Annotated in this window: 27 protein-coding genes, 1 tRNA gene and 1 pseudogene; 18 read left to right on the top strand and 11 right to left on the bottom strand. The window is 47.0% G+C overall.

Annotation, left to right across the window (positions count from 1 at the left end; all coding sequences use genetic code 11):
* The first annotated feature begins 185 nt into the window (after positions 1-185).
* Entirely contained in the window at positions 186-929 is a 744-nt protein-coding gene (locus tag AC3WQ3_RS26970) for a spermidine synthase (RefSeq protein ID WP_492474182.1), read from the top strand.
* A gap of 165 nt (positions 930-1,094) precedes the next feature.
* Positions 1,095-2,714, top strand: a complete 1,620-nt coding sequence (locus tag AC3WQ3_RS26965) for a sensor domain-containing diguanylate cyclase (protein WP_492474181.1) — start codon at positions 1,095-1,097, stop codon at positions 2,712-2,714.
* An 80-nt stretch (positions 2,715-2,794) separates the two neighbouring features.
* Here AC3WQ3_RS26965 and AC3WQ3_RS26960 read toward each other — a convergent pair whose 3' ends face one another.
* The 3 genes from AC3WQ3_RS26960 to AC3WQ3_RS26950 form a co-directional block, all read right to left on the bottom strand.
* Entirely contained in the window at positions 2,795-3,157 is a 363-nt protein-coding gene (locus AC3WQ3_RS26960; RefSeq protein ID WP_095288069.1) for a winged helix-turn-helix transcriptional regulator, read from the bottom strand.
* 219 nt (positions 3,158-3,376) lie between these two features.
* On the bottom strand, positions 3,377-4,369 hold the full coding sequence (locus AC3WQ3_RS26955) for a Gfo/Idh/MocA family protein (RefSeq protein WP_492474180.1): 993 nt from the start codon (positions 4,367-4,369) through the stop codon (positions 3,377-3,379).
* A gap of 41 nt (positions 4,370-4,410) precedes the next feature.
* On the bottom strand, positions 4,411-5,586 hold the full coding sequence (locus AC3WQ3_RS26950; protein WP_492474179.1) for an adenosylhomocysteinase: 1,176 nt from the start codon (positions 5,584-5,586) through the stop codon (positions 4,411-4,413).
* A 235-nt stretch (positions 5,587-5,821) separates the two neighbouring features.
* Between AC3WQ3_RS26950 and AC3WQ3_RS26945 the strand changes: the two genes are divergently transcribed.
* Positions 5,822-5,906 (top strand) — tRNA-Leu (locus AC3WQ3_RS26945).
* Between the two features lie 115 nt (positions 5,907-6,021).
* Here the strand turns inward: AC3WQ3_RS26945 and AC3WQ3_RS26940 are convergent.
* Complete coding sequence (locus AC3WQ3_RS26940; protein ID WP_154895994.1) at positions 6,022-6,213, bottom strand: hypothetical protein; 192 nt, start codon at positions 6,211-6,213, stop codon at positions 6,022-6,024.
* 158 nt (positions 6,214-6,371) lie between these two features.
* On the opposite strand from AC3WQ3_RS26940, the gene AC3WQ3_RS26935 reads away from it, so the two are divergent.
* Positions 6,372-7,520 (top strand): sn-glycerol-1-phosphate dehydrogenase, encoded by a 1,149-nt coding sequence (locus tag AC3WQ3_RS26935; protein WP_492474178.1) that lies wholly within the window; start codon positions 6,372-6,374, stop codon positions 7,518-7,520.
* 222 nt (positions 7,521-7,742) lie between these two features.
* Here the strand turns inward: AC3WQ3_RS26935 and AC3WQ3_RS26930 are convergent, their stop codons facing one another.
* On the bottom strand, positions 7,743-8,339 hold the full coding sequence (locus tag AC3WQ3_RS26930) for a helix-turn-helix domain-containing protein (RefSeq protein WP_095288064.1): 597 nt from the start codon (positions 8,337-8,339) through the stop codon (positions 7,743-7,745).
* 447 nt (positions 8,340-8,786) lie between these two features.
* Here AC3WQ3_RS26930 and AC3WQ3_RS26925 point away from each other — a divergent pair.
* From AC3WQ3_RS26925 to AC3WQ3_RS26880, 10 genes and pseudogenes are all read left to right on the top strand, one after another.
* A pseudogene (locus AC3WQ3_RS26925) lies at positions 8,787-9,170 on the top strand (phage holin family protein); the annotation flags it as partial.
* A 250-nt stretch (positions 9,171-9,420) separates the two neighbouring features.
* Positions 9,421-9,708 (top strand): Dabb family protein, encoded by a 288-nt coding sequence (locus AC3WQ3_RS26920; RefSeq protein WP_127536480.1) that lies wholly within the window; start codon positions 9,421-9,423, stop codon positions 9,706-9,708.
* 175 nt (positions 9,709-9,883) lie between these two features.
* Complete coding sequence (locus AC3WQ3_RS26915; protein WP_492474177.1) at positions 9,884-10,345, top strand: DUF86 domain-containing protein; 462 nt, start codon at positions 9,884-9,886, stop codon at positions 10,343-10,345.
* A gap of 11 nt (positions 10,346-10,356) precedes the next feature.
* A complete protein-coding gene (locus AC3WQ3_RS26910) occupies positions 10,357-11,322 on the top strand; it encodes a DUF4261 domain-containing protein (protein WP_336779474.1) in 966 nt (321 codons plus the stop codon).
* A 180-nt stretch (positions 11,323-11,502) separates the two neighbouring features.
* The gene (locus AC3WQ3_RS26905) at positions 11,503-11,898 is read left to right on the top strand and encodes a YtxH domain-containing protein (RefSeq protein ID WP_095288059.1); all 396 of its coding nucleotides are present in this window, start codon (positions 11,503-11,505) and stop codon (positions 11,896-11,898) included.
* A 229-nt stretch (positions 11,899-12,127) separates the two neighbouring features.
* Entirely contained in the window at positions 12,128-12,937 is an 810-nt protein-coding gene (gene racE / locus AC3WQ3_RS26900) for a glutamate racemase (protein ID WP_095288100.1), read from the top strand.
* A 237-nt stretch (positions 12,938-13,174) separates the two neighbouring features.
* Positions 13,175-14,407, top strand: coding sequence for a M14 family metallopeptidase (locus tag AC3WQ3_RS26895; protein ID WP_492474176.1), 1,233 nt, complete (start codon positions 13,175-13,177; stop codon positions 14,405-14,407).
* 149 nt (positions 14,408-14,556) lie between these two features.
* Positions 14,557-14,808 (top strand): hypothetical protein, encoded by a 252-nt coding sequence (locus tag AC3WQ3_RS26890; protein ID WP_095288057.1) that lies wholly within the window; start codon positions 14,557-14,559, stop codon positions 14,806-14,808.
* Between the two features lie 150 nt (positions 14,809-14,958).
* The gene (locus tag AC3WQ3_RS26885) at positions 14,959-15,261 is read left to right on the top strand and encodes a heme biosynthesis protein HemY (protein ID WP_095288056.1); all 303 of its coding nucleotides are present in this window, start codon (positions 14,959-14,961) and stop codon (positions 15,259-15,261) included.
* Positions 15,262-15,282: 21 nt separating this feature from the next.
* Entirely contained in the window at positions 15,283-15,504 is a 222-nt protein-coding gene (locus AC3WQ3_RS26880; protein WP_095288055.1) for a YuzB family protein, read from the top strand.
* 85 nt (positions 15,505-15,589) lie between these two features.
* Here AC3WQ3_RS26880 and AC3WQ3_RS26875 read toward each other — a convergent pair whose 3' ends face one another.
* A complete protein-coding gene (locus AC3WQ3_RS26875; protein ID WP_492474175.1) occupies positions 15,590-16,018 on the bottom strand; it encodes a hypothetical protein in 429 nt (142 codons plus the stop codon).
* A gap of 173 nt (positions 16,019-16,191) precedes the next feature.
* Between AC3WQ3_RS26875 and AC3WQ3_RS26870 the strand changes: the two genes are divergently transcribed.
* The 3 genes from AC3WQ3_RS26870 (at position 16,192) to AC3WQ3_RS26860 (ending at position 18,671) form a co-directional block, all read left to right on the top strand.
* Positions 16,192-16,473 (top strand): hypothetical protein, encoded by a 282-nt coding sequence (locus tag AC3WQ3_RS26870; RefSeq protein ID WP_095358951.1) that lies wholly within the window; start codon positions 16,192-16,194, stop codon positions 16,471-16,473.
* 179 nt (positions 16,474-16,652) lie between these two features.
* Positions 16,653-17,483, top strand: coding sequence for an aldo/keto reductase (locus AC3WQ3_RS26865; protein ID WP_095288052.1), 831 nt, complete (start codon positions 16,653-16,655; stop codon positions 17,481-17,483).
* Between the two features lie 282 nt (positions 17,484-17,765).
* Positions 17,766-18,671: a prenyltransferase gene (locus tag AC3WQ3_RS26860; RefSeq protein ID WP_336779477.1), complete on the top strand. Its 906-nt coding sequence runs from the start codon at positions 17,766-17,768 to the stop codon at positions 18,669-18,671.
* Between the two features lie 151 nt (positions 18,672-18,822).
* Here AC3WQ3_RS26860 and AC3WQ3_RS26855 read toward each other — a convergent pair whose 3' ends face one another.
* The 4 genes from AC3WQ3_RS26855 to AC3WQ3_RS26840 all read right to left on the bottom strand — a co-directional run bounded on the left by AC3WQ3_RS26855 (position 18,823) and on the right by AC3WQ3_RS26840 (position 23,616).
* Positions 18,823-19,560: a DsbA family oxidoreductase gene (locus tag AC3WQ3_RS26855; protein ID WP_492474174.1), complete on the bottom strand. Its 738-nt coding sequence runs from the start codon at positions 19,558-19,560 to the stop codon at positions 18,823-18,825.
* Positions 19,561-19,775: 215 nt separating this feature from the next.
* Positions 19,776-20,201, bottom strand: coding sequence for a cytidine deaminase (locus AC3WQ3_RS26850; protein ID WP_154896003.1), 426 nt, complete (start codon positions 20,199-20,201; stop codon positions 19,776-19,778).
* Positions 20,202-20,265: 64 nt separating this feature from the next.
* The gene (locus AC3WQ3_RS26845) at positions 20,266-22,263 is read right to left on the bottom strand and encodes an LTA synthase family protein (protein ID WP_492474173.1); all 1,998 of its coding nucleotides are present in this window, start codon (positions 22,261-22,263) and stop codon (positions 20,266-20,268) included.
* A gap of 201 nt (positions 22,264-22,464) precedes the next feature.
* Positions 22,465-23,616 (bottom strand): THUMP domain-containing class I SAM-dependent RNA methyltransferase, encoded by a 1,152-nt coding sequence (locus AC3WQ3_RS26840; RefSeq protein WP_095358946.1) that lies wholly within the window; start codon positions 23,614-23,616, stop codon positions 22,465-22,467.
* 240 nt (positions 23,617-23,856) lie between these two features.
* Between AC3WQ3_RS26840 and AC3WQ3_RS26835 the strand changes: the two genes are divergently transcribed.
* A complete protein-coding gene (locus tag AC3WQ3_RS26835) occupies positions 23,857-24,489 on the top strand; it encodes an O-methyltransferase (RefSeq protein ID WP_492474200.1) in 633 nt (210 codons plus the stop codon).
* Positions 24,490-25,039: 550 nt separating this feature from the next.
* On the opposite strand, the gene AC3WQ3_RS26830 is transcribed toward AC3WQ3_RS26835, so the two are convergent.
* Positions 25,040-26,254 carry an asparaginase gene (locus AC3WQ3_RS26830; protein WP_492474172.1) on the bottom strand — a complete coding sequence of 405 codons (1,215 nt, stop codon included), beginning with the start codon at positions 26,252-26,254 and terminating at the stop codon, positions 25,040-25,042.
* Positions 26,255-26,441: the final 187 nt, after the last annotated feature.

Raw genomic sequence — 26,441 nt, 5'->3', positions numbered from 1 at the left:
CACTCCCATATTCGGGTTTGGTCATTATTAAAATTTGTGAGCTTCTCTTAAGCTATTCAAAACCGTTTCCGGGTAACCGTGAACGGTTTTTTTCTCATTTTTATGGAGTACGGCGATAGAGAATTGTTATAATGAAAAATAGTTTATTTGCATGTAATGGAAGGAACTTGGGAGGAGTACGGCTCGTGAGAGTTTTATATCGGAATATAAGTGAGCAGCATGCGTTAACCGTATATGATACATCCAGGCTTTATGGGGAAAAGGGACATTTCCGGATTTTGGAGTTTTCGAACGAGGCTGTTCAGGGAGCCATGGATCTCGATGAGCCTTCACGAATGCTGCTTGAATACCCAAGGGCAATGGTTCATCTAATGGAGCGCAATACGCCTGAATACGAAAAGGTTTTTGTAGTGGGGCACGGAATTGGTACGCTCTCGACTTATCTGTCAAACCGCCAGGTGAAGATCGCCGAGCTGGACGAGGAAGTGGTTGAATTAAGCAAGACGCTATTTGGATATGTGGGCAGTGAAGTCATGGTGGGAGATGGCCGGGAGCTGCTGCAGCAGGAACCGCCTGGGACATATGATTATATTATTATCGATGCATTTACCGCAGAAGGAACACCGAAGCAGTTTACCTCCAGATCTTTCTTTACCATGGCTCAAAGCAAGCTGCGATCGGCTGGAAGCATACTGTTGAATGTATTCGGACGTGCGGGCAATGACAGACTTGTAAACGCGATATATGCAACGATGGCTGACCAGTTTGATTACACACGTTCATTCGTACTACCTACGGAAACGCAGGATGAGATACAGAATCGAATTCTGGTAGGCAGCGATGCTCCTATTGAGTTCCAATCGCGCTATATGGCTGGGTTTGTGGAACAGGAGCCTGGGGAAGGATACATCATCGAGGACGAGCTTTGATCCTGGAGAAGAAGACAGACGCCTGATTTATGAAGTTAGTCATGGAGTTGTCAATTTTAATTGAAGAAACTGTAAAATATTCATACAAAATTAATACATTCATAACAACTTTCGTGTAGAATAGAGAGAATATGCCTTTTCATGAAAATCCGGGGGAAAGCACTAATGATCGCAAAGAAAAAAGCATCCAGATGGCGAAGAAAAGCGAGAACCTATAAAAAAATCAGCCTTCCTGCCTTGCTAAGTGGGCTGGTCACCATTTCGGTGCTGATGACCTTGACTATCATGTTTATTTCGTCTTACACAACGCAGAAGCAGTCTCTCATTGACAATACCTTGTCTCTTAATTATTCAAGCGCAGCTCAAATGAGTCAGACACTGGATTCGCTATTTCAGTCCATGCAGAACAGCTTGAAATATGCTGCAGATTATTTTCCTCAGATGGACTATTCAGATACGGAAAAGTTGGATTCGACGCTGGAATTGATCCAAAGCAGCAGCAACTATTTTAACTCCGTAGCCCTTGTGGACGAGAAGGGTTTGGTACGCAGCATGTCGCCGTATTCGGGTTTATCCGTCGGGGTGCAGGTTTCATCTGATGCAGCCAAAAAAGCGATGGAGCTTAAGGCGCCTTATATTTCCGAAGCCTATCAGACCCCAAGGACGAAGCGCAGAAATGTTTTTGTCAGTGAACCGATCTTCGATGCAGCTGGACAATTTAAGGGGACCATTGGCGGTAACATTTATCTGCAGGAAAATAATATCCTGAACCTCTCTTTTGGAAGTCAGCTGAGGACAAGCAATGGTTCTTATTTTTTTATTGTCGATGCCAAGGGCACGCTTCTATTTCATCCAGATACCAAAAGAATTGGTGAGGACATCAGTAAAAATGAAATTGTACACAAGCTGCTGGATAATCAAACCGGTAAGGAGCAGTACAAAAATCTGGCTGGCATAGATTCGCTTGCCGGGTATCAGAAGGTGCCTGCTACCGATTGGGGGGTCGTGGTCGTATCTCCAACCCAGACCGTGTATGATCAGTTGAATGAGCATATTCGCATGTTATTGCTGTATACTTCGGTTCCGTTTCTCATCCTGACCCTGATTGTCATTCGTGTAGCGCGAAAATTGGCGAGTCCATTTGTCTATCTGGCCGATCTGGTTAATCAGGTGGATCAGGGCAAAGTGGACCTGCCAACGATGAAACCGCATTGGAACAGGGAGGCTGATTTGCTAACCCGTACGGTTTTGGGTGCATTGGCGAATTTTCGCAAGCAAACGGACCAGCTTACCTATGATGCCAGAACGGATGTACTGACAGGCATGACGAATCGCAGGACATTTGAAGAGGTCATTCAGCAATGGATTGATGAACAGACGCCATTCTCGATTATTGTTCTGGATATCGACCGCTTCAAATCCATTAACGATACGTACGGGCATCATGCTGGAGACGAGGTTCTGAAGCATATTGCAGGTCTGATCAGGTTGGCCGTTCGGCCGCAGGATGTGAGTTCCCGTTTCGGCGGGGAGGAGTTTGTCGTGCTGCTCCGCCATACCGGAGCTGAAACCGCTTATCAGATTGCCGAATTTATCCGTGTATCGGTTGAGGAAAGTATCATGCCGATCGATCGCTCCGTGACGATCTCGGCAGGGATTGCCGAATATCCGCTGCATTCATCTTCAGCGACGGAGCTGTTCCATCTCGCGGACACAGCCCTGTACCAGGCGAAGGAAGAAGGGCGCAATCGTACCGTGACCATTCAGACCGTAGAAAGGTTATAAACTGGCCGGGAAGATCGCCTATGAAATACACTATAAAAAGCTGATCCCTTATGAGAAGGAATCAGCTTTTTTTGCGTTCACTATACTTCCTGTGACTTGGCTTGGACAACTTCATTTGTATAGGTTTCTCCCCAGTCCCGCATGCTGAATATGATTGGACGGAGCGTTTCCCCAAATGGCGTAAGTGAGTATTCCACTTTGGGTGGCACTTGAGGGTAGATTTCCCGGTGTACGATCCCGCTGCTCTCCAGTTCTCTTAATTGCAAGGTGAGCATCCGCTGCGTAATGTCGGGAAATAACTTTCGGAGTTCATTGAAGCGCAAGGAACCCGAAAACAAGTGATACAGAATGGCACCTTTCCATTTGCCTCCAATAACGCTAAGTGTAACTTCTACGGCGCAGCCATAGGGTTTGGGGCATGTCTCGGTTGAGATTTTTTTCATTGATCTGCACCTCCGTCAGCTATGTGTATAGTATCAATTTAAGCACTACGTACCTAAAATGTGTGTATGTTCTCTTCAAAGCATACCATGTCTGATTCGGATTATAAACCCTGGATATCGGATTAATGAAAAGGTGCAATGTATAGTGAAAAAACCCGGTTTCGCTATACGAAACAACGGGTTGATGTAAGATTCAGGCTATAAAGTAATAATTATATGTTAGACCAATGAAGACAAGATGGTATCACATAGGGCCATCGTTCCGACATTATCCTTGCCGCTTGAATGCGGAAGCAGATGATTGTGGCAGCATGACATGAAATGCGCCATCTCACCTACAAATCCACGAAGGTAGAGATCGCGGTATGCGCCTGACATGGGAGAGCTGGAAGGAGTATAGACCGTATCCTGCTCTTCAAGAGCCTTCCAGGCGAGGCTGTCCGAGGTGCGAGAGTGATGAACGGTAAGTGTATTCATTTCATCTGCTGACGCAAAACCGTGATCGAATGTAACCAGAACACTTTCGCTTTCGCGTGACCATGCACTCATGCCAGCGAAGTAGGCACTGCCCACGATACCGTTATCAAATTTCAGGGAGATGCTCTGATTAATAAGCTCCCCATCCTTGACTGTGGTACCCGTCACTTGCTGTACCTCGCCGAAGAGGAAACGCATCAGATCGACCATGTGGATGGCAGCAAGCTTCATAAACTGTTCTTCATTTTTGCAAAAGGGAGTACTATCAACAGCAAATTTCATCTGAAATGAACGCGTTTTACCCATCGAACCACCATCAATCAGTTCCTTTAATTTCATATATATAGGCGCATAGCGTTTCATAAATCCTACCATTAGTACAACACCAGCCTGTTCGGCCGCATCTGCAATTTCTGCAGCTTCTCTGGCAGTCCAGCCAAGGGGTTTGTCAACATAGACATTCTTGCCTGCCTTGATGCATTCCATGGCGAGAGACGTTTGATCCTGAGGTTGAGCTACCACAACAACGTTGTTGCAGTCTTCGTTTTGCAGCATGAGAGTTACGTTATCATATGCTGATCCTGTGCTGCCATATCGCAGCAAAGCGGCTTGAGAACGTTCAATACTGCGAGTGGAGATGGCCTGGATGGTAGCCCCTGCTTCTACAGCAGAAGGGTAGATATTGGTCGTTGCATGAAATCCGGCACCGATAAAACAAAGATTCGTTTGAATCATAACCATTCTCCTTCATTGTTGATCGAACCATTTATGTCAATCTAAACAGCTTTCTCGCTCAAATGGTACAGCATCTGGCTTGCAATCTCCGAGTTGACGATATGAGGAACAGGCTGTGGTCCATTCACTAGATGCTGACGCTGCTGAACAAGATAGAGCAGGGATGCAGCCTGGAGGGACAAGCCCAGATCCATCGTCTCGGCAGGATTTCCGCTTCCACCTGCAAGATTAAGCATCTCACCTTGGGTAAGCAGCATGAGCCGTCGGCCATTCGCAAGGGTGAATTGTTCGATATCTGTTGTAAGACGTTCGGTATGTGCAGCTTCCTGCCGAAGTCCGTCCAGGTCCATTTCCCAGGAGAAATGTCCAGCGTTGGCAAGAATGATACCATCGTTCATCTGATTAAAGTGTTCCATTGAGATGGCACTCGGGCGACCTGTAACCGTGATGTAAACCTGGGCAAAAGCGAACGTTTCTTCCAGCTTCGCTACGCGAAATCCATCCAGGGCAGCTTCGAGTCCAGCGATAGGATCGGTCTCAACCACAATAACCTGGCTGCCTAGATTACGCAGATATCGGGCAATCCCACGTCCACAGGAACCATATCCTACGATAACGAAGCGTCTTGTAGGCAGAATCAGATTCGTGGTGCGCATGAATCCTTCAATAATGGTTTGACCCACGCCATGTTCATTTTCCATGATGCGCTTGAGAGGACTATCATTAATGACAATAATCGGGAAGGTCACTTCCACCCCTGTTTCTTCACGCAGCAGATTGGCTCCTGTCGTGGTTTCTTCTGTTCCGCCAATGAGCACACTATGGTCATAGTGCTGAATGAGAGTGCGAGCCAGATCGGCTCCATTATCCATGAGAAGATGCGGCTGGTGTTCAAGCACGCGATGAATATTGTGCATATGCTGAAGGCGTTCATCTGAACGTTGTCCATACACGGAAATGCCTTCGGCGATAAGTGCAGCAGCAACTGCATCCTTGGTTGTGCCTGGGCTTCCTGTTAGTACAACGTTGGCTCCACCAGCCTGTAGGGTTCGGCATAGAACCGCCGTCTTAGGCTCTACGTGAATACAAATTCCAATGGTAAGGCCAGCAAAGGGGCGTTCTTTGGAAAATCGGGATTTTAGTGCAGCGAGGAGGGGCATATGCATTTCTGTCCAATGAATATGTCGTTTTCCTTCTTCAATAATTTCAGGTGTCATGTTCATAGGTTTGCTCATATTCCTCTCTATCCATAGGTTGTCTGTCCTTGAGGACAGTTGGTGATGTTTACGATAGGAGGTTTTTAATTTCTATAAAAGGACATATGTCCTATCCATTTCAGATCATAAAAAAGTATTGCATTCTTCTTCCAGAGCCTGTATACTCTTAATTACGGTGAAACGAGAGATGGATTAACCGGATGCTTTTCATCAAGGATGAAAAGATACATATTATGCGGTCGTGGCGGAATTGGCAGACGCGCACGGTTCAGGTCCGTGTGGGCTAACCCCCCGTGGAGGTTCGAGTCCTCTCGACCGCATCGAAGAGAAAAAGGTTCGAAGATTGCTTTTGCAATCTCTCGAACCTTTTTTTATTTTTCTACGAATTGAAATGTCCTGAAACCGGCCTGGTTACGTGTCCTCTTGGTTCGGTTGTTAGTGTTGACGCTGGCGCTGGCGTAAGAAAATCGCTGTCCATAGTCCGGACAAGGCACCGATGATGCCGAATAAGGAAACGCTGCCGACCACTTCATACGCCTGAAATTGGAACAAGAACGCAATTCCGCTGCCCAGGGTCGTTCCTGCAAGAAAACCGAGAGATAGGCCTGTATCTTTGCCGAGCTGCACTGGATCACCTGCTTCAAATAGTTTGTCAAAACATTTGCAAAATGCGGGTACAAGAAGTAAAGTGTGAACAGGAAAATCATTGAAATTTTTCCTATACTCATTGTGTGGCTTTTCCAGTGCAAATATGCATGAACTTAGAAACGGGAGGTTACGAACACATGAATATGAATGAACGCATTGCTGCTTGGAATGCGGAAGCACAGCAGTGTACCTGTGGACATGATCATCGGCTGGTGCAAATGCAGGTCTTTTTGGAACATGGTGCAATTCGTAGAATACCGGGGTACCTGTTGGAACAGGGCTATAACCAGGTTACTGTGGTATATGATGGCCGGACAGGTCCGGTGGCGGGATATGAGGTGGTAAAAAGCCTGAGGGATGCGGGACTCATGGCAGATGAATTTCAGATGCCGGAGAACAGTGCGGGGGATATCATTGCCGATGAGGCTGCGATTGTGCAGGTGCTGCTTGGTGTAAAACAAATGACTCAGGCCATCATCGCAGTGGGATCGGGGACCATACATGATCTGGTGCGATTTGTCTGTGCCAAAATGAACAAGCCATTTCTGTCTGTCCCAACAGCGGCATCGGTTGATGGCTTCACTTCAGCAGGAGCACCGCTCATTGTAAGCGGCATCAAGCAGACGTTTCAGGCTGTACCGCCCGAAGCGATTTTTGCGGATATTGACATTACCCAGCAGGCTCCCCAAGCAATGACGGCGGCGGGATTCGGTGATATGTTAGGCAAATATACGTCTCTGGCAGATTGGATTGTGTCGCGTGATCTGGGCGGGGAGCCATTCTGTCCGGTTGCTTATCGGATGACGGAAGAAGCGCTGACGGCCTGCATCGAAAATGTACAAGCCATCGCCGAAGGAAGACCTGAGGGTATAACCGCATTGATGGATGCGCTAATCATTTCCGGTGCCTCCATGCTAATTATTGATCATTCCCGTCCGGCATCCGGCGGTGAGCATCACATTTCTCATCGTTGGGAGATGGAATTGATGGTAGCGGGCCGGAAACCTGTTCTGCATGGGGCCAAAGTCGGCGTAGCTTGCGTGCTTCTTACAGAGCGCTACAAGGAACTTGCGAGTCTGTCCCGAGAACCTGTTTTTGATGTGTATGCTGCTTTACCTGATGCGTCACAGCTTACGGCATGGCTTGAGCAGGTTGGGGGTCCGACCACAACAGATCAGCTTGGGGTTACACCAGATATGGTGGAACATGCATTTGCAACGGCACATACCCTTAGAGAGCGATATACCGGGCTCAAATATATCAATGAATCTCTGAATGTAGTTTAAAATAAAACCAACCTGTACATTGGATAAAAATTATCGGAATGGCTCTGTGCTTTGGTCTTATTTGTACGTACAAATCAAGATATTATTCGTTATAAGTTCGAACAATTTGCTGGAGCAAAGTGAAGGGGATGCACGTCACAGGTGTATCAAGAGGTATGTTTCATTTAAAAAGGCTCTGTCTTCCCGTGTGGGAAGAACAGAGCCTTTTGTCTGTTCGCTTATTTAGTTGTTGCGACGGTCTTTCAGGATGACATCTGCGAACAAGATGGTTTTCGGGATGCGGAAAAATTGTTCCGCTTGTTCCTGAAACGCGGCAGAAGGCAGCGTTCCCTGATGCAGCCATTTGCGGAAAGTGCCGGGATGAACCCCGATCCAGTGGCTGACATCTGTCACCGACAGATCATGGACCATACACAAGCCTGTCAGAATACGGTTGCTAACCGGAGATCGGGTCACCGTACGCTTCATGAAACGGGAAGGCTCGGGCTGACAAATGACCGGGCTTTTGCGTACCACTTCTTCATTGAAGAGAATGTGACGCGGGTAGCCTAGCAATTGGCACGCTTTGTCCAAATTGGTACTGCCGGGTATCCGCCCCTCATACACCCACGCGCTCACGCTGCGTGATGAGATGGATAGATCTTCGGCAAGCTGGGACAACTTGATATCATTGGCCATCAGCACGGCTAGAAGAACGCGGTTTCGGATTTGACAGCGTGTCGGTTTACGGAATCGTTTAACACGGACGCCTTTTCCCAAGTATTTACGGTTGATCAGAGACCACGCCTGGATGGAATGTTGTTCTGGTTGATTAGGCATATTTCCTCCGATTTTTTTAACCAAATACTACAATAAGAACCGGGGTACTTTCAAGTGCCAGGTGCACTGGTTTGGATTGGGCTCAATCCTCTGAGAAAGTTAAAGGAGGGAATTATGGACTAGGGTATGTGCAATTCATTTCCTAGTATATTCCTAGATTACAATGTTTCACTAAATTTCAGGGTTCAAAGAGAACATGGAAACCAATAAATTAGGTCTTTAAGACCATTTATAGGACTTTTATACTTTTCTCTGATTTTAGTTGATATGATGCGGATTATTACCTAAAATCCACCAAAAAATTGGGACAGTACTAATCTTTATCCCGGAATGATGTGCACAAATCCGAAAATAAAATCCGCAAGTTGAACCGGGCGATTGGTCTGTCAAAATCTCTAACTCTTACATATTTTGTATAATGATCAATTCAGAGAGAGGGGTGAAAACGTGAGTCCAGCCGTAAATACCTTTGCTGCAATTTCCGGAGCGTTCGTAACGTTTGCTTTTGGCGTTTGGGATGAATTGTTGAGTCTGCTTGTCATTGCGATGGCTGTGGATTATGTTACAGGTCTCGCTGCAGCGGTAAGGTCGGGGACCGGGTTAAATAGCAATATCGGGTTCTGGGGACTTGCCCGCAAGGGGCTAATGCTGACCGTTATCCTTCTTGCTCACCGTATTGATCTGCTTATGGGAACAGACATTATCAAGGGGGGAGCCATCTACTTCTACTTGGTTAACGAGTTAATTTCCATTACTGAAAACTATGCCAGGATTGGTCTTCCGCTGCCTGATAAGCTCAGACAAGCCATTGCCGTGCTGAAGAAACAGGAAGACCTTTCGGATCGGGAGTGGTCCAAACCGCAAGTAAAAGCACCTGAAGCTGATTCGAAAACCCCTTCAGAAAAGACATCTCCTGTACAGGATGAAGATAATGCAAAAAAGAACAGTTCAGCATAGCATCGTTTTATCGTTTAGAGAACGTTTACAAGTATCCTTTCGCAATAACTAACGTTATGATATATTTTGGTTACACGAAAATTCATTCATTTCCACTAATATATGCAAACGGGGTGCTTGTTCAATGATTAAACATATTGTTCTTTTTAAAATGAAAGATCGTTCTCCAGAAACCATTGAGGCTGCTGCAAACGTTCTTCGCAACTTGCAAGGTAAAATTGATGTCCTGATCTCATTGGAAGTTGGCGTGGATGTGCTTCGCTCTGACAGATCTTTCGACATCTCATTGACAGCCGAATTTGCATCACTGGAAGATCTGCAGGCCTACCAGGTCCACCCACTTCATCAGGAAGTCATCCAGTACATGAACGAGGTCAGAGAACAGTCGATCGCAGTGGATTACGAGATCTAATTTAATCATTTCATTCTGCAGTTGTTAAAGGAGACTGGGCATGAGCGATTTAAGAGACGTTATGGAATTTTTATATATTTTTATCGTGTTTTTGATCGCTTGTCCGGTGATGCTATTCTGGCTTAAGCGAAGAGGGAAACGGAATCGATAATTCACTGAACGGGAAGTGACTGCATTGTATTACGTAAACAGAGAACAGATTGCCCGCAGACTTGCTGCCGTGCCGGAAGTAGCCGAAGGGCTCCGCCGGGCAGCGCAAGCTTGGGATGGCAGTCTTATGCTTGGTCTGGTCCAGGAACGCTGTCTTCATCTGGCTATTGAGATTGTAACGGATGTGGGAAGTTATCTTATTGATGGTTTCATTATGCGGGATGCCAGCAGTTATGATGACATTATTCAAATCAATCACGAAGAGAAGGTATTTGACGTTCCGACTTACGAGGTGCTGAAGCGTCTCGTGTCGCTGCGCAAGCCGCTGGTACAGGATTACTTCAGCTGGGAGCGGGGAGAATTGCACCCGTTAAGCGCAGAGGTACCATCTATTCTGGAACAGTTTGCTGAGCAGGTTAGTATCTATGTGGAAAAAGAACTTGGTCCATTTCAGCAAGGTCAGACCGAGGGACAGAGTAAGGAATGAGGGGAACCAGCATGACAAATGAAAGGCAAGATGAAATAGAGAAAAATGAAGCGAATGATATTCCTTCCGGATTTCACCCTGTTTATATGGTAGAGCTGTTATTTCGAGAGCAACCCAAAATAGATCGGATCCGGCTGCAGAATGCACTTACCCGTTATACCGGACAAGTCCGTCTGGCTGTGAAGCAGGTCAATGATCAACGCTCCTCACAGAATAAGAAGGATGAGGCAGCGACGGAGATCGGGAAAAGTGATACTCCAGAGCATAACCTGGACATGCTTGTTTTCTATCATATGGATCATCCGGTTTCATTTGAGGAAGGGAATATACCTGCACAGACCTGCATGCTTCCTGTGAACGAGATCAAGGATCGTTCCCGCTTCGGTGGAGCAGTGCAGCAAGCCTGGCACTGGCCGGAAGCAGGAGAGACCGTGAAGACAGCGCAGTATTCGATCCGGCTTCATGATATGTTCTCTGTAGCCATGTCTCGCAAACAGCGTCTGGAATTGTTCCAGAATACGCTCCAGGCAGTCATGGAAGTTCTGCCTTGTGAGGGGATGTATTGGTACGGCAGTGACAAGCTGGTTGAGCCGGAGGCTTACATTCAGTCACAGAAGCGGGAAGAACATCTCTATGGAGCAATGAATGTCCGCATGTATCAGGCAGGTGGAACGGAAGAACAGCGTGAACTGGTTATGGATACCGTTGGGTTGTCGGCGCTCGGTGTTCCCGATGTGCAGTGTCACTTTACGGGACTGGATCCGGATACGGTAGCCCAGACATTGCTTGGGGCGGCCTATTACATATTCGATCAGGGTGATGTTCTGCAGGACGGACAGACACTGGGCTCTTCTGGAGGAAGACGCTGGCGCTGTGAGCATCAGGCTGCGCTGATTGCGCCTGGCCGTTATGTCATTGATCTCGATCCGGGAGATGCCCATGCTGCACAGCCACTCGAATCTTCTCGGCATCATTAATGCTGACATTCTAATGCGCAATAAGGGATTTAAAAAGTTTTTGCTATCTGGAGTGTCAGGTCAAGCCCTTGCTGCTTATACTGCATCAACAGAGTAGGCATTCGCCCGGATCAATAAGCATCAAGATGTATTGATGCATGGTATCCGGTACTTCAATTAAGGTAAAGGGAGAGATGCAACGTGAAGGATTCAAACAAAAGTTTGTTGTGGGGAGCATTGATCGGTTCGGTAGTTGGTTCTGTAACAGCGCTGCTGTTGGCGCCAAAATCCGGACGTGAGCTGCGTCAGGATATTTCGGAAGGTGCGCGTCAGGTCACCGAGAAAGGTCAGGAATTGGCCGTTAAGGTGGGCGAACAAAGCTCACAGATCGTATCCAAAGTAAAAGAAACGGCAGACGTTGTCATTCAGGATATCCAATCCTGGCGGAACTGCGCTGAAGGGAAGGAATTACGCGTATCTGCTGTTATTACCGACTCGGATTCGTCTGTAGACTCTTCTGAGAACAAAGATGAAAATGAGTCTGGCATTAACGTTGTTGCAAAGCTGCCTGCAGATGATTCGAAAGATAATATCTGAAGCATTGCTGGGCAATAGGCAGGCTTTCCTCGAAGAATGAGGGGAGCCTGCTTGTTTGTGTGCGACAATGCTGTGGAAGCTGCAGCGTGCCGGGTTTTATTTGAACCCTGAGATGAAATCGGGTAAGATGTAGGTACCTTTTTGCCGGAATAATCATACGGTAGGAAGAAAGCTCTGGAACCCAAATCGTTATCAGAACCAATTCAATGAAGAAGGAAGCGGTGTGTTCGTGCAGCAAGCAATCGCTATATTAGACTCCGGTGTAGGGGGATTGACCGTCGCCAAGGAAGTGATGCGTCAGCTCCCGCGGGAAAAGATCATTTATTTTGGAGATACTGCCCGGACACCGTACGGACCCCGTTCGTCCGAACAAGTTAAACAATTTACGGAACAAATCGTTGATTTCTTGATCCAGTTCGATCCGAAGGTTATCGTTATCGCCTGTAACACAGCCACGGCTGCAGCTCTTGACTATATCCGGGCGAAGGTGAATGTGCCTGTCATTGGGGTCATCCATCCCGGGGCGCGTGCTGCCATTACGGCTACTCGAACAGGGCGCATTGGCGTAATCGGTACAGTGGGAACGATAGGAAGTGGTGCATATACTTCGGCACTTAAGCAGTTATCCCCCTATATTGATGTCGTCAGTCAGGCTTGCCCCGCATTGGTGCCTCTGGTAGAGCAGGGTGAATTCCGTTCCGAACAAACAACACTTGCGGTGGAGCAGTCGTTGGGTCAGATCAAACAACAGCCAATTGACTGTCTCATTTTGGGTTGTACCCACTATCCATTTCTCATGGAAACGATCCAGGAAGTCATGGGACAGGAAGTGAAATTGATCAGTTCGGCAGATGAGACGGCGAGGGAAATCAGTACGATTTTGTATGATAAACGAAAGCTGGCAAGTGGGGATGAGACACCGGTGCATCAATTTTTCTGTACGGGAGACCCACGCATGTTCCAGAATATTACCCGCCAGTGGTTGGGAGAACAGATCTCGAAAACACCTGTCGTGTGGCAGGTCACCCGATTAACGTAACATAGCAGTAATACCCATTCATATTGGAGTTGAGGTTGAAGCTTAACCCACTGCACTCATCAGTCATTCCGGAGCCCTTGCGCTCCGGTTTTTTATTTATACGAAGAACAGCGCTTGGAAAAGGCTCGCGTGATTCATGTCACATGACGGACAACCGGGTTCGCATACATATTAGGGTAGCACAATAAGAGCATAGGACGGGGAGAACTGCGTTCTCCCGCCGGGAAAGGAGACACCATGGAGCTTCAGTGGATTATTGTTCAGTCAGGGGATACCTTATCCCGCATTGCTTCTGCGCACCACATGACGAGGGCGTTGCTGGCTGCCCTGAACCCGGAGGCAGCGGCACAGCCCTACTTGCTTGCTGGACAGATGCTGCGAATCCTGCCGGGAACCGGTCGCAGATATGCTGTTCAGCCTGGGGAAAACGTGGGGTGGATCGCAGAACGTTTTGGCCTGAATGAAAAAGAACTGCGTGACGCCAATCCTGAGTTTGCGAACGTTGAGGATTGGTGTGGGCGATGTATTCATATTCCGGATTCAAATGGCAAAACTATTGTCAGGTTACAGGGTGAATACGGTTACCGTGAATTGAGCCGGGATGTCGCTTTGCTTGAGAAGCAATATCCGTTCATTTCCACAGGTACAATTGGTGCAAGCGTCATGGGGAAGGCTATACCTTACGTAAAGATTGGCGAAGGACCTCACCATATTCACGTTAATGCGTCCGTTCATGCCAATGAATGGCTTACGAGTGCGGTAATCATGCGTTTTGTTGAAGAATATGCGAGGGCATACACTGACAGCGTGCCTTGGCAACAATTCAGGACAGAGCGTTGGATGCAGGAATCGACGTTGTGGGTCGTGCCTATGGTCAATCCCGATGGAGTGGAGCTCGTTCAGGAGGGGGTTGTAAATAGACATCCACATGCCAAGCAGCTGCTTGCATGGAATGCCGGTCGTCCGCATTTTACCCATTGGAAAGCCAATATTAGAGGAGTTGATCTGAACGATCAATTTCCGGCTCACTGGGAGGAAGAGGCAGCACGGAGAGGCATTACATCACCCGGTCCCCGAGATTATGCAGGCAAGGCACCGTTATCTGAGCCAGAAGCAAAGGCACTTGCGGAGTGGACAGAACAACACAGCTTCGCTGCTGTCGTTTCCCTGCACAGTCAGGGGCAAGAGATCTATTGGAATTACCGTGATTTGGAGCCCAGAGAGAGTGCGCCGTTATCGCGCAGGTTGGCACGGGCCTCGGGTTACAAAGCCGTTAAATTAGGTGGAAGCGATGCGGGATACAAGGACTGGTTCATTCAACAGTTTCGGAAGCCGGGCTTCACGGTGGAAGTGGGACTCGGCGTCAACCCACTACCTATTGAACAGTTTGATGATATCTGTGTCGAGGTAGGCCTGCTGCTGGCTGAACTGCTGTCGGATGGGGAAACCGGAACAGAAGCCCTGTCATGAAACTTCAAGCTTCCCATTTCGTATATAACATACGGGCGCTGTGACGGCGTCCCGTCTTTTTTTTGGTTATCATACCATTCTTATAAGGGTAATGAGTGGAATACGATCATGCGCCTTCATTGGCTCATGAAGAATATGGAGGGATTCACATGAAGTGGAGAAGACTGCTGTCGTTCAAACGATGGACTGAAGTGTTCAAGAGACTGCCCCGTCTATTGCGGGCTCCGCAGATCCCTTTGCATGAGAAACTGCTGTTCATCATCCCGGTCATACTGTATTGGGTTCTACCGGATGTCATGCCTTTTATGCCTATCGATGATATTGGTGTTACTTTGCTGCTCATGAACTGGTTTGTCAGCCGTGCGGAGCGTAAATATCCGGTGCTACCCTCCCGCGCCTAAAGGAATCATAAGGTGAATCGATACGGTTTACCTTTGATTTTGCATCAATGTTATTGCGAAGCGGAGTAACTTTCTTTACAATAGATGCTGGAGTTTAGAAATGCTGAAATTGTTGGAACCAGCAATTACAATATAGGAGATGAAGTCGAAATGAACTGCAAAATTACTCGTAATGCTGCCAAAGTATTAAAATTGGAGCTGGACAAGCCCGAAAACGAAGGAAAAAAACTTCGTGTAGTTATCACGCATGCTCACGGTGACCACGCTCACTACGGTCTTGATCTGGACACGCCGAAAGAAAACGATACCGTAGTATCTACGGACAAAGAGATCGATGTTATTCTTGAGAATGATCAACCACTTCTGGATGGCGTTAAAATTGACTACCTGTACCTTCCTCAAGAAGGATTTGTCATCACGAACCCATCCAAAGGCAACCACGGCGACCACTAAGGCTGCGAAGAAGGGGAACTCATGGCTAACGATATCCGCGTATGCGAAAAGTGTAATCATATCAGACTGAAGTCGATTGTACCCAAGCTGGAGAAGATGGCTCCGGATACGGAGATCAAGATTGGGTGCAAATCGTACTGTGGTCCTTGTGCGAAGCGTGCTTTTGTGTTTATCAACGGTCGGTACATTAGTGCGCCGACGGAAGAAGAAGTGCTGGCAAAAGTCGCAAAATTCGTGAAATAAGAGAGAGAGGCCCGTGCCTCTCTTTTTTTGTGCGTAGTGATAACTTGGAAGTATTTCAATGTTCCAAGAACACACTTAGGGAGGATTATAGGGGAGCGTCTTTTTTCATTTCATGAATTTCAAAGGTATCCTCATGTATTTCGATAGCGACTACCGTGTCGTTTTTTTTGAGGAAATGAACACTACCCATTCGGTTCTCCTCCAACTCTACCCACCCTTCATCGTGTAATTTCTGAAAATAATCAGCAGGCGTATAAAGGCCTTGTTCACCTCCGATATGTTTCAATTCATACGTTTCACTTATTTTGATATTGGGGTTTGCTGAATCTGTCGTGACTTTTAATTGTTTGGCATTCGAAGGAACTGGAATATCTGCAATAATGGAGGAACTTGTATAACCCGTTATTTCATATGTTGCAGAGGCACAGCCACTGGTTATCAATAACAAAGTCAACATAATGACGGGAATCCTCAGGTTTTTCAAACAACCACCTCTTTCTTCTAAAAAAGTCATCTATGAGATAAACTCAGTGAGTTAGGAGAAGGTTACAACCATGGGGATGATGAAGGTGCAAATGGAGTCACGACATGACATTCATAAATTGTTTATGCAAAAGAAGAATAAGGCAGGACCTCATCATCCATCCTAAAGGGGTAACAGGAACATGATCCCAAGGAGGAATACTCATGCCGAAGCGTTATGATTCCAGTTTGCAAGCGAATACGACCGTATCTCAGGCGCAGAATGCAGTGAACAAACTTCATTTTGCCGTATCTCAGGCCATGTCACATCCAACAGAGCAGACCATTGAACAGGCCGAGCGCCGATTGGCACATACGGAGCAGGCGATGCTTCAGGCTGAACGTTCGCTTGGAGGACAGGGTGTTGAGCTGGCAGAAGAGATGTTCTCTGAGGAGAAGAGAAGATTGAACTCCATCCAGAGTCAGAACGGGCAAGGGAATCAATAGCTGATCCTGTCACACCAGAACCCGCATGCCATAGAGCCTTGCGGGTTCTTTTTCTCATACTGCCTTTTCAAGAATCTCCCGGAAATAGGTCGCCTGTACAGGAAGATAAGGAAACGCTTAAATTTCTGTCAGAAGGTTAATAAACCTTGAGCAGCCAAATTCCATACGGGAGGTACAGGATGACCAAACATATTACAGATTGCACGATTCTGAATAATGGGGTAACGATGCCTTGGCTAGGATTTGGAACATATAGAGCAAAGGGTAAGGAAGTGCAGCAAGCGGTTGAGACCGCATTGGAAGTAGGATATCGCAGTATTGATACGGCATCTGTCTACGGGAATGAAGAAGAAGTGGGACAAGCCATAGCAAGCAGTGGAATTGCCCGCAATGAGCTGTTCGTGACAACCAAGCTCTGGAATGAGGATCAGGGTTTCGATTCGACGCTCAGAGCATTTGAGGCCAGTCAGAAGGCACTGGGACTGAATGTTATTGATCTATACTTAATTCACTGGCCGGGAAGAGACCAGTACAAGGAGACGTGGAGAGCATTCGAACGTCTATATAGCGAAGGAAGCGTACGGGCGATTGGTGTGAGCAATTTCCAAATCCATCATTTGCGCGAAATCATAGATGAAGGTGGAACGGTACCTGCAGTCAATCAGGTGGAACTGCATCCAGGTCTGATTCAGCAGGAACTGCAGGATTTCTGCGGGGAGCAGGGAATTCAGCTGGAAGCCTGGAGCCCCATCATGCGAGGAAAACTGAACAATGAATCCACGTTAAAGGGCCTTGCCCAAAAATATGGAAAGACGCCGGCACAGATCATTTTGCGCTGGGATATTCAAAATCAGATTGTGACCATACCGAAGTCCGTTACACCCGAACGTATTCGTGAGAATGCAGACATTTTTGATTTTGAGTTAACGCCGGATGAACTTAGATCGATTGATGCCTTGGATTCTGATAAAAGAACCGGGCCGCATCCGGATCAACTCTTTTGGGATTGAGTAAGGATAGCAATCCATGCCATAAACTGAAAGGTCCTCTTCAAGAAGGAGAGGGCCTTTTCTCTCTTTCAAAATTGCTGCCCGACTTGGGTTCGAGGGATGCTGCCTAAGTGATGCTTCTGATAAAGGAAAACGTTTAACGCATGCAACCGAAGAGATTCAGTCGTATAACGAACAAAAATTTCCTGTCACAACAATGTCAATTTGGTGTATAATCTAATATTATGTGAACGTCGTCACAAAGTGTTAAAGATTTAGCATCATAGGAGGCATAAATACATCATGAGTAATTGGGCTTTATTTAAAAATATGACTCGACTGTATTCCGTAACGGTAATGGTTGTTCCGGTAATACTAGGCACCATCTCTGCCTACGCCATGCAGAAAGAATTTCATTTTCTTTTGTTTTTGCTGACGCTAGTAGGCGCGGTGTCAGCTCATATTTTTTCCAATATGGTAAACGATCTATGGGATTATCGGAACGGAACCGATACCCAAGCAACAGAGACAGAAGGCGCGATTTCGACACACTCCGGGTTTCTGACTTCGGGAACCATGACCGAGAAGAAATTTGCGGCTATTACCTGGGGATTCCTTGTGCTGGCTGGGGTCTGTGGTCTTATTCTTACAATCGTCAGCGGTTGGCCGATCCTGGCTATTGCGCTGATCGGGGCTTTGATCGCTTATTTCTATGTTGCACCGCCAATTAAATTCGGCTACCGCGGAAAAGGCTATAGTGAGATCGGGATTTTTATTTCCTTCGGTATTCTGCCGGTTTTGGGTGCCTACTATGTTCAGACAGGAGAGTTTGCGCTTGCGCCGCTGCTGCTGTCCTTGCCGGTCGGCATGCTGACCACCATGCTGCTATTTAACCATCATTTTCTGCACTGGCGTGCGGACCGTGAAATCGGCAAGAAGACGCTGGTCGTCATGTGGGGGGAAGAGCGGGCGCTTCGTCTATCCAAGCTGATGACGATCCTTGCTTATGTCCTTTTGATCGTAAGTGTGGTGTTCCATGCTTTGCCCGTTTATGGTCTTGTCGCGATTATTTCCGTTATCCCAATGTATAAGGTTTATAAATCACTGGGCAAAGTTAATCCGTCCGAGACGTATCTTCCCCTTATGGGAGCTTCCCAGCAATCATCTGTGCTCTGCGGTCTAATCATGTGCGTAGGGCTGCTGCTCTAAAAGAGGGTATAAATAGGGTCCGGTCCTGCGTCAGGCAGGTCGGACTTTTTATTTATTTTATATGGATGAATTTTACCTAAGGATTAATTAGATTTAAGTTGAAAAAAAGCAGCAGGTTCAGGGGATTGCCCTTGCTCCTGCTGCTTTTGTGTTATTTGGATGGTTTATCGGATTGCGGTACTTCGCATCCATCATCAGTGCACACACCGCCGGCCTCGGCGTTAGCTGTGCTGGATTCAACCATGGTGAAAGGGGAGCGCTCATCCCACGCCTTCTGAATGGCATCACGGAACACGTCGTCCGGCTGCGCGCCTGATACCGCGAATTTGCGGTCGAATACGAAGAATGGCACGCCGCGAATGCCTAATTGCTCGCCTTCAGCCTGATCTTCACGAACCTGCTCCGCGAATTGATTGCTGGCCAACACCTCGGCAGCTGCGTTGCGATCCAGACCCACTTCCTCGGCCAGTTGAATCAGTACGTCAGTGTCACCAGCATGTTTGCCTTCTATGAAAATGGCCTTGAACAAACGCTCGCTGAGTTCAAGCATTTTGCCTTGTGTATCTGCCCAGTGGGTCAGGCGGTGAGCGGAGAACGAGTTGGTTGGGATCATCTCATCAATGTTATATTCCAATCCGGCCGTACGGGCATTGGCATTCATTTGAGCATTCATGCCCTTTGCCTGTTCCACGCTCATATTGTATTTGGCAGCCAGATATTCCGCGTTCGTTTTGCCGCTGTTCAGTTCAGCATGAGAATCCAGCTCGAAGCTTTTGAATTGCAGTTTCACTTCATCACGGTGTGGGAACTGAGCCAATACATTTTCCAAACGGCGTTTGCCAATATAACAGAAAGGACACATAAAGTCAGACCATATTTCAATAATCATTCTTTTTAAACCTCCATATAAATGAAACTATTTTAGTTACAATTATAAAGCGACTTTCTAAATAACGCAAGGCAGGTATCGGGCTGGTCCAAAAAAAGAAGTGCTAAACATGCAGTGGGCTGCACGCTTAACACTTTTGTGGTAATTAAAGGTGGAAATGCTCGATTCGGAAGTACCTGAATACTTGAATTACATAAAGAAGCGGAATTATATCACTATTTATCTCGGTATGCCTGGGACCAGTGGTAAGGCTGGATTTCGTCCAGTCTTTTATAGATTAACCTTCCATCCGGGTCATATACAGCGGCTTTGACATCTTCACCCCAGAAAAATAAACGTTCCTGACACACCCCGCAAGGAGTGAGCACTTTGAATTCAGAATGTTCGTCATCTCGTGCCACGCAGATGGAGTGAGTAACTCTCTCGTTTAATTTATGTGCTTCGAGGTAGGCGCCCGTCTCCATGCACAGGTGTGTGGCATCATTGATCACTTCCGGAGCAACGCTGATTAACAGCGAACCCGCTGCGGTATAAACTGCTGCTGCACCGCCCCAACCCTGAGGGTAGCGATGCTTCACAAAGTTCGCCGCTTCATCATATAATTTTTGTTCAATAGATGATGGATCTGATTGAGTTGTCATGATTCAAGTTCTCCTTATATTTAAAGCTACTATACGACAACAGTGGAAGAGATATCCTTATCCTCTAGGATGCGGGTTCTGCGTTGTTGTTCTCTTCACGGAATCGTCGGATCAGGTCATACGTTATGACGGTATCGGACACATGCAATCTCTTCGAAGCTTCGTCATGTCCGGAATTGCACGCACTGATGTCTGTCTTGTTGCGGGTGGACAGATCATAACATGAACCGTTCTCGTAAATATAATCGTCTGAAGGGATATAAAATACGGAACCGTCAGTGAATGCACCACTTCGCAATACAACGGTTCGGGATGATCCGTCATAGATGTCGTTCCCCATGTGATAATATTCATCTGGGATGCCGAGCAAATGAAGCGCTGATGGAGTGATATCCAGTTGTCCGGCAGGTTGGTCTACGGTTCCTGCTTCGGCTCCGTCCGGCAGATGCACCAGCAGCGGGACCTCATTCATGATTTGCTCCATATCCAGTTCATTCAGGGACCGTCCAAGGAACTGCTCATACTGCGCTTGTTCTTTGATTGAATTATCGTGATCCCCATAAAACATGAAGATGGTTTTGTCCCATAATCCCCGGGTTTTCAGATCTTCCACCATGCTGCCCAGTGCAGAATCCACATAATGAACGGATTGCAGATAATCACCAAACATCGTGCCTTCGAACTCACCTACATCAAGCTGCTGTTTATCCTGCGGGAGTGCATATGGATGATGACTGCTGAGTGTGATGAGGAAGGAATAGAACGGCTCGGTAATCTCGCTGTCCATCTTCTGAACGGATTGCCTGAAAAAAGACTCATCGGACAGGGACCAGCCCAGTGGATCATCCTGTTCAAAATCATTTTTGCTGTAAAATTTGTCGTAGTTCATGTTCTGATACATTGTATAACGGTTCCAAAATCCACTCTCGTACGCATGAAAAACATTGGTGCTGTATCCATTGTCCTTCAGTATTGAAGGCAAAGAATCATATGCGTGGTTTGCGTACCGAACAAAAGCTGATCCAACAGGCAGTGGGTGGAGTGAAATATTGGCTCCAAAATCGGCATCCGATGTTCTGCCCTGACCTGTTTGGTGATAAAAATGAATGTAATATTGGCTTTCCTTCATCAGTTCGTTAAAATGCGGCGTGATTTCCTGACCACCGATACTTTGCCCGATCATGAAATTCATGAAGGCTTCTCCTTGAACGATGATGAGATTACTATCCTTGTACTTGCCAAACAGGGCATTTTCACTAGAAGCGTTATTCTGTCTGTCAGCAAAAAAGGATGTGGCTTGCTCGACATCTGCAGGATCGGCTTCGGGACCGGAACCGATATGGTCTTTTGCATAGTTGTACAGATCATATCCATGAAAAGCGAGAAGTCCGGTCACATTGTACATGGAGACGTTCCACCAATTATTGTCAAACAGCCCCTTGGCCCACGTTTTACTGTAAAAATAGATTGGCCCCACCGCTAGACACAGTCCGAGCACCAAGGCAATGCCGCCTGCAGTGAGTCTGCGCATGCCTCTTTTCTTGCTGCGATAATTGGAGTAATTCCCCAACCCGTTACTGGTTGTAGACAAACGGGAGATACGACTTCGTCTGCTGAATAGCAGGATGGCCCCATACGGAATGATGGCAAGCCAGTCTGCGAAGAACCACAAGTCACTGGCGTGTATGAGCGTAGCGATGCTGTCACCCAGAGCATCAACTTGTCTGGCCTGCATTAACACAGGGATCGTTAGAAAGTCCTGAAAGTATCGATAATAAACCATATCGGCATAGATCAGCGCTGTGAGGAGCAGGTTGAGAACGACAAGAGACAAGATCATACCCCGTCTAGGCAGCCACCAGGTCCAGAAGGACAGGAGCAGCAAAGAGCCGATGGCAATGACTTTATCCAGGAGACCCATGGTGATGTTATAGGCATGCAGGTTGTGATGAAGCCACATGAGTTTCAGCAGCATCAGCACTAGAAAAATGAGATATAACGTAAGTGGATGATTAAGAAGCCTACGCGGCGTCATGCTGCGTGTAGGCTGTGAGATGACCATCAAGGTTCCCTCCCAGTTGCAGTGTTTTGTTCATTTAATGTTAACGGAGTGTAAAAACAGGGCTCCATTCATTATAGCTCTCCTTCATGGCATTTCAACTATGCCCCTAGCAGAAGTGCTTCATGCAGATCGTTGGTTGTATAACCGTACAAAAAAACGCCCCAGCCGTGAAGGCAGGAGCGTTCTGTTTGAATCGTATCATTACTGTTTCGGTGATGAATTCCGCGGAGGTAACGGCCCCAAGTACTGGTAGTATTGGGTCTCAATGCGTCCGTTAAACAGTTTGCGGCGTTTATCCGCTTTACGGCCAAAAGCTTCTTCGAAAGATTTGGTTGAAGTGATGGCAAAAAAGGACCAAGTCGGCATCTCGAGATAACTGCGGCCTAAGGAGCGGATCAGCTTCAAGACGTCCTTCTCTTCGCTCAGGCGTTCACCATATGGCGGATTGGTGATAATTACACCATACTGTCCTTGAGGTCTTGCGCGGTGTGCAGGCAGTACGCTGACTTCAATATCCTTGGCAAATCCCGCACTCTTGATTGCTGCCTGCGCTACCTCGATCGCTTCAGGGTCAATATCACTACCCGAAATCTGCAATGGAACATCGTCACGAACCGCATCAAATGCCTCCTCGCGAGCCTGTTCCCACAGTTCTTTAGGGATGACATCCCAATTCTCGGAGTTGAAGGAGCGGCGCAGTCCCGGGGCGATGTTCCAACCGATCATGGCTGCTTCAATCAGCATGGTGCCTGAACCGCAGCACGGATCATAGAAGGGGCGGGATACGTTCCAACGGCTGAGCTGGATAAGCGCTGCGGCGAGTGTTTCTTTCAGCGGAGCCTCAGTCACCAGTTTACGATAACCCCGTTTGTGAAGTCCTGGTCCAGTCGTGTCGAGTGTAAGCAGGGCGCGGTCATTCAGCAAAATCACTTCAATGACATAACGAGCCCCGTTCTCGGGGAACCATTCGGTGTTATGCGTCAGCTTCAGCTTCTCCACGATCGCTTTTTTCACGATACCTTGGGAGGCAGGAACGCTGCTCAGTTGGGATTTGTGGGAGCGGCCTTCGACAGGGAATTCTCCGTTCGCCGGGATCCATTCTTCCCAAGGGAGTGCCTTGGTACCTTCAAACAATTCGTCAAATGTGGTTGCCGGGAATTCACCCATCTTGATAAGGACACGGTCAGAACTTCTCAGCCACAAGTTACAGCGGCAAATATCAATATAATCTCCAGTAAATACAACCCGGCCGTTCTCGACCGTAACATCCTCATACCCCAGCTGTTTCAATTCCCGAGCTACAACAGCCTCAAGTCCCATTGCTGAGGTCGCAATTAATTGCAATTGAGCCATGTGTTTCATTTCAACTCCATTTCAAGCGGAAGAGGACGATGCCTTCATCCAGCTGTATAGTAACGGTGCGGCCTTGCCGCATTCCGTGAAAAAACTTACAATGAGAAATGCGGTGAGCACTAGCTCGCTAAGAAGCAGGTGATACTGTAGTCTAACCGCCTGTGTTGATAACAAACATTCATTATAGAACATTGGCATCCATAAGGAAAGCAGTCCAAGTGTCCAAGGAGGATATACGTGGTGAATCTTACCCCTGACGAATATGTAAATCAATTATTTCAAGAGGATGAGCTGTTATTAAAGGTGAAAGAGGCCATCCGTTCAAACAACATGCCGGAGGTGTCGGTTGCACCGGCTTATGGCCGTTTGCTTACGTTTCTCGCCAAGACATCAAAGGCAGAGGCTGTGCTGGAAATCGGCGTATTGGGCGGTTACAGCGGAGTTTGCCTTGCTCGCGGCATGAGGGAAGGGGGAACTCTGACGTCGCTGGAGTTGAAAGAAGAATACGCGGCGATGGCTCGTGGGCATCTGGAGGAAGGTGGCTTCGGCGAAAAGGTAGAGTATCGCATTGGCCCGGCGGCAGAAAGCCTGAAGCAATTGGAACAGGAAGGTCGCACATTCGATTTCTTCTTTATTGACGCAGATAAGGAGAATTATCCGGTATATCTCGATTATGCCATTAAGCTGGCCCGACCGGGTGCTGTTATTGTAGGCGATAATTGTTTCCTGCGTGGTCGTACGCTGAATCCGGACAAGCAGGGTCCTGCTGTTCTGGCTGTGCGTCGTTTCAATGAGCAGATGGCGAGTGACCCGCGCCTTGTCACCACCATGCTGCCGGATTATGATGGCTTGGCGCTGGCCTGGGTGAAGTAGAAGTGGAAATTTTCTAAAGATCAAACTCCGATGAATCATGATCTCACGGTCTTGTGTTAGTGAGGAAATTCTTGATTCTGTCGGAGTTTTTTTAGTTTGAAAAATATTGATCGTTAAGAATGATTTTTTATTGAGATCTTATCTAAATATGAATTTATTATTAGTGAAGAAGGTGTCATAACTACCTTTCAGGAAATTTTATGGTAATATTGTATAAAAGGAGTTATAAATTTCTATATGTAGAGGTGTTAAATTGAGACCTTTATTCATTTTTCTTTCTTTGCTTCTGATCTCAGGTTTCGTATTTCATTTTCTTAACATATACACGCCTTTTTTAATAGTACCCGTTTATTTTGTACTTATTGCAGTGTTAGTTCTTTTGATTTTTTATCTTTTTAAGTATTATTTAATTAAATATTTGAAATGAATCAGAGAAAGTAATACACACAATTGAAAACGCAAAAAAGAGATGAACACATCCCTGATCACAGGGCCCGGGTTCATCTCTTTTTTGCCATTTTATAAAATAAGGATAAAAGTATGAGAGCTATTAAACTTCAGGTGTACCGTATGTTTCAAACCATTTTTTAATCGTTTCAAAATCATCACTGAACGACAGGCCGAGCATGAGCAAAATACGTGCCTGTTGAGGGCTGAGGTTGTCCCCGGCAATGACACCGTTGCCGCCGCCATATACGCTTCCTGAACCTGTACGGGTCGTGGTTACGAAGATGACGCCCTCTTCAATCGCTTTCGTGCGGGCTTGTCCCATTGCTCTGGAGATGCCGCCTGCTCCGGTACCGGAGGTTACAATTCCTTTGGCTCCGCCGCGTACGAAACCTTCGATCGCTTCCCCGCCAGCTTCCTGATAGGAGATAGCAATTTCGACTTTCGCCAGATCAGCCTTCGTAATCTTGCTCAGATCAAATGCTGGCTTGGCTGTGCCTTCAGGCTTCAGTGCGCGTGCCGGAGCACGGTAGATTCGGATATTCTCTTCATCGATGTAACCAACAGCACCCAGCATTGGCGTCTCAAATGTATCCGTACGATAGTCATTCGTTTTGGTTACACCACGTGCAAGCTGAATCGTGTCGTTCAGCATCAATACCGTTCCGAACGAGGTAGTGCGTCCGCTGCCCGCAAGTTTGATGGCATTGTACAGGTTCGCTTGGGCATCTGAACCGATAACGGTCCATGGTCGCATGGAGCCGGTAATCACCACAGGCTTATCGCTCTGCACCGTCATGTCAAGGAAATAAGCGATCTCCTCCATGGTATCCGTACCTGTCGTAACCACGACACTGTCATACTGTGCAAGTGCCTTATCTACGGTAAGGGATAGATCGTATAGATCTGCCATTGTATATGAACCAGAACCTGAGTTGCCGAATTGAAGTGTGTTAACATCCGCTATCTTCTGTTTGTCGGGAAGCGCATCCACCATTTCTTCAATGGGGAGTGTGCCTGCCTTGTAATTTTGGAAGCTGGTTGCATCCTCGGATTGACCGGCAATCGTTCCGCCTGTTCCAATGACAAGTACATTAGGTAATGCAGATTGTTTGGAGGATTGAGGCAAGGCAGGAATGGATGTATTCCGTGCTGGAGTACTAGGCGAAGTGGACTGTACCGCACTTGTTGTTCCGCTCACTTCTACAGTAGCTGCTTGAGCAGCATAAGTTCCGACCGGGGACAAAGAGATGGTCAGAGCGGTTAAAGCAGCAGTACTCCATACTGCCCAGGGACGAAGATTTGAATGTTTACTCATAATTAGCACTCTCCTTCAAGTTAGTAACATGTGATGTTTGTTCAGAAGACTATGTAAATGAATTGAGATGATTGTATTTCATGTTAACTAATATGACAATAGTAGAAAAACGGAGATTATATGGATATATCGATAGATATTTAGAGTAAAACTATTATTTATAAGATTAATTGAATAAATATAAATC

Source organism: Paenibacillus sp. FW104-T2 (assembly GCF_058789975.1).
The sequence above is the reverse complement of the archived record's forward strand: the minus strand, read 5'-3'. Positions and strand labels throughout refer to the sequence as shown.